The sequence below is a fragment of the Streptomyces tailanensis genome, from assembly GCF_008386495.1.
Taxonomy (GTDB): domain Bacteria; phylum Actinomycetota; class Actinomycetes; order Streptomycetales; family Streptomycetaceae; genus Streptomyces; species Streptomyces tailanensis.
The window spans coordinates 3,085-6,745 of record NZ_VTHJ01000148.1 but is presented as its reverse complement, the minus strand read 5'-3'; the positions used below and the strand labels follow the sequence as shown (position 1 = coordinate 6,745).

5 protein-coding genes are annotated in these 3,661 nt (G+C 72.0%); 3 read left to right on the top strand and 2 right to left on the bottom strand.

Features of this window, described 5'->3' with window-relative positions; translation table 11 throughout:
- From F3T56_RS45525 to folP, 3 genes are all read left to right on the top strand, one after another.
- A partial coding sequence (locus F3T56_RS45525) for a glycine cleavage T C-terminal barrel domain-containing protein (protein ID WP_149831326.1) occupies positions 1–189 on the top strand: 189 nt, incomplete at its 5' end.
- A 36-nt stretch (positions 190–225) separates the two neighbouring features.
- The gene (locus tag F3T56_RS45520; protein ID WP_149831325.1) at positions 226–1,086 is read left to right on the top strand and encodes a bifunctional methylenetetrahydrofolate dehydrogenase/methenyltetrahydrofolate cyclohydrolase; all 861 of its coding nucleotides are present in this window, start codon (positions 226–228) and stop codon (positions 1,084–1,086) included.
- 329 nt (positions 1,087–1,415) lie between these two features.
- On the top strand, positions 1,416–2,336 hold the full coding sequence (folP, locus tag F3T56_RS45510; RefSeq protein ID WP_149831324.1) for a dihydropteroate synthase: 921 nt from the start codon (positions 1,416–1,418) through the stop codon (positions 2,334–2,336).
- A gap of 40 nt (positions 2,337–2,376) precedes the next feature.
- Here folP and F3T56_RS45505 read toward each other — a convergent pair whose 3' ends face one another.
- Positions 2,377–3,174, bottom strand: coding sequence for an IclR family transcriptional regulator (locus F3T56_RS45505; protein ID WP_149831323.1), 798 nt, complete (start codon positions 3,172–3,174; stop codon positions 2,377–2,379).
- A gap of 113 nt (positions 3,175–3,287) precedes the next feature.
- Positions 3,288–3,661, bottom strand: a 374-nt coding sequence (locus F3T56_RS49165) for a formyltetrahydrofolate deformylase (protein WP_246204867.1), incomplete at its 5' end; no start/stop codon positions are given.

Below are 3,661 nucleotides of genomic sequence, written 5' to 3'. Positions count from 1 at the left end.
GCGGTCGGCTACATCACCAGCGCCGCCTACGGCTACACCATCGGCAAGGGCATCGCCTACGCCTGGCTCCCGGCCGAGCTGGCCACCCCTGGCACGTCCGTGCAGATCGGCTACTTCGACCAGCGCGTCGAGGCAGTCGTCGCCGAGGAGCCCCTGTTCGACCCCACCATGTCCCGCCTCCGTGGCTGACACCCCGCGTCGCATCCGAGGGAAGGAACACCACCGGTGAACGCACAGCTGCTCGACGGCAAGGCGACCGCCGCCGACATCCGCCGCGAACTCACAGATCGCGTGGCCAAGTTGACCGCGGCCGGCGGTCGCCCGCCCGGGCTCGGCACGGTCCTGGTCGGCGATGACCCGGGCAGCCATGCCTACGTCGCCGGAAAGCACCGCGACTGCGCCCAGGTCGGCATCGCCTCCATCCGCCGGGACCTGCCGGCCGACGCCTCCCAGCAGCAGGTCGAGGAGACGATCGACGAGCTCAACGCCGACCCGGCCTGCACCGGCTACATCGTCCAGCTCCCGCTGCCGCGCCACCTGGACGCCAACGCCGTACTGGAACGCATGGACCCGGCCAAGGACGCCGACGGGCTGCACCCCGTCAACCTCGGCCGGCTCACCCTGGGCGTCGAGGCACCGCTGCCGTGCACCCCGCGCGGCATCGTCGAACTGCTCCGCCGCCACGACGTGCCCCTCGCCGGGGCGCGGGTGTGCGTGATCGGCCGCGGCATCACGGTCGGACGCCCCATCGGCCTCCTGCTCACCCGCCGCTCAGAGAACGCCACCGTCACCCTGTGCCACACCGGCACCAAGGGCCTGGCCTGGCACGTACGCGAGGCGGACATCGTCATCGCCGCCGCCGGCTCGCCCGGACTGGTCACCAAGGACATGCTGCGCCCCGGCGCCGCGGTCCTGGACGTCGGCATCACCCGCACCGACCAGGGCCTGGTCGGCGACATCCACCCGGACGCCGCCCAGGTCGCCGGCTGGATCGCGCCCATGCCCGGCGGTGTGGGCCCCATGACGCGGGCGATGTTGCTGGCCAACGTCGTCGAGGCCGCGGAGAGGAACGCCACCGCCGTATGAACGCGCACGCCCCCAAGTACCCGCAGTACCCGCACCTTTCAACGACGACATCCACCTCCTCGCCGTCGAACGCCGCACCAACCACCTCGGCGCCGAGGCCCCGGAGAACGTCTCCCGCGAACGCGTCCGGCGCATCCGCGCCCGCCGCGTCGTCCTCACCACCGGCGCCCACGAACGCTCGCCGGCCTTCGCGGACAACGACCGCCCCGGCGTGATGCCGGCCGCCTCGGCCCGTACGTACGTCAACTTGCTCGACGCGGCGTCGGAATACGTCTGAGCGGGCCCGTCGCACCACGTTTTTCGTCACGCACATCGAAAGTCGGACGCCTGTGACCGCCACGGCCCACGCCACCACTCCACCCCACCCGGGGACACCGGTCCTCCACCCGCACGGGCTGCCCCGGCCCGGCCGGACGCTGGTCATGGGGGTCGTGAACGTCACCCCGGACTCGTTCTCCGACGGCGGGCTGTCGTACGCCGCGGACGCGGCCGTCGCACATGGGCTCGCGTTGCTCGAACAGGGCGCGGACATCGTGGACGTGGGCGGCGAGTCGACCCGCCCCGGCGCGGCACGCCCGCCGGTGGAGGAGGAACTGCGACGCGTCCTGCCCGTCGTCCGGGAACTCGCCGCGGCGGGCGCGATCGTGAGCGTCGACACCATGCGGGCCGAGGTCGCCGCCCGCGCTCTGGACGCGGGCGCGCGGCTGGTCAACGACGTCTCAGGGGGCATCGCCGACCCGGCGATGCTGCCGCTGATGGCCCGGGCGGGCATGCCGTACGTGCTGATGCACTGGCGCGGGCACGCCGCCGGCATGCAGGCGAAGGCCGTCTACGACGACGTCGTCACCGATGTGCTCGACGAACTGCGGCTGAGGATCGACGCGGCGCTGGAGGTGGGGGTGCGGCCGGGCTGCCTGGTCGTCGACCCCGGGCTGGGCTTCGCCAAGACGCCCGAGCACAACTGGGAGCTGCTGGGCCGCCTCGGGGACGTCGTGGCCCTGGGACATCCCGTGCTCGTGGGCGCGTCACGCAAGTCGTTCCTGGGCAGCCTGCTGGCGGACCGGACGACGGGAGAACCCCGCCCCGTGCGGCAGCGGGACGCCGCGACGACCGCTGTGTCCGTGCTCGCCGCGGCACAGGGCGTCTGGTGCCTGCGCGTGCACGACGTCGCCTCGACGGCCGACGCGATACGTGTGACGGCACGCTGGGGCGTCGACGCGGCGGCGTCGGCACGGTCGCCGCGGAGCTGACTGCGCTGAACGCCGCTGGGCCGAGTGCCTCTGAGGGGCCTCAGCCCAGATAGCCCATCCGGTGGCTGATATCCCGCGCGCCGCCGATCAGCGCGGGTGCCAGCTCGTGCATGCGTTCCTCCGTGAGGCGGTACGCGGGGCCGGAGGCGCTGAGCGCGGCGATGACCTCGCCGTCGTGGGACCGGATCGGGGTCGCCATGGCGTGCAGACCGATCTCCAGTTCCTCCAGCGTCACCGCGTACCCGCGCTCCCGCGCCTCGGCGAGGTTCTTCTCCAGCTTCGTCCTGGCCGTCAGGGTGTGCGGCGTCAGCTTCCGCACCCCGGACTCCGCGAGCACGTCGGCGCGATCCTTCGCCGGCAGGTGGGCCAGCAGGATCTTGCCGCTCGACGTGGCGTGGACCGGGGTGAGCTGACCGACCCAGTTGTGGGTGCCGACGGCGCCCGGGCCGCGTACCTGATACAGGTTGACGGCGTAGTGCTCCTGCAGGACGGCGATGTTGACGGTCTCGCCGATCTCCTCGCTGAGCCGCTCGCACACCGGGCGGCCCTGCTGGGTGATGTCGAGGCGGCCGGTGACCGCGCCGGCCAGGCGGACGATGCCGAAGCCCAGCCGGTACTTGCCCCGCTCCGCCGTCTGCTCGACCAGGCCGCGCGCCTCCAGAGCCCCGAGCAGACGGAACGCGGTCGACTTGTGGACGTCGATCTCGGCGCCCACCTCGCTGACGCCCGCCTCGCCGCGCCGGGCGAGGATCTCCAGGACGCTGATGGCGCGGTCGACGGACTGCACACCGCTCACCGCGGGGCCCGCTGTTTCGCTCTCTGCGGTGTAGTTGCTCATGACGCAACTATACGCATTCGCCGGTGTGGGGTGAGGGGCCACAGTGACTGGACAGGGGGCCGGTTGGGCACTTGACGCCGACTGCCTCTGCGCACTCTAGGGCTGCCCGTTCGTCAGCGGAAGACGACCGTGCACTTGCCGTTCACCAGCACCCGGCTCTGGCTGTGCCACTCGACGGCGCGGGCGAGTACCTGGGCCTCGACGTCACGGCCGATGGTGACCAGCTCGTCGGGGTTGCGCGAGTGGTCGACGCGGACGACGTCCTGCTCGATGATCGGACCCTCGTCGAGGTCGGGCGTGACGTAGTGCGCCGTGGCGCCGACGAGCTTCACACCGCGCTCGTGCGCCTGGACGTACGGCCGGGCGCCCTTGAAGCTCGGCAGGAAGGAGTGGTGGATGTTGATGGCTTTGCCGTCGAGCTGCTTGCACAGGTCGTCGGAGAGGATCTGCATGTAGCGGGCCAGCACCACCAGGTCGATGTCCAGCT

Excerpts from the sequence above, each read along its gene's own strand:
- F3T56_RS45505 (WP_149831323.1), bottom strand. The coding sequence starts at position 3,174 with ATGAGCAACTACACCGCAGAGAGCGAAACAGCGGGCCCCGCGGTGAGC.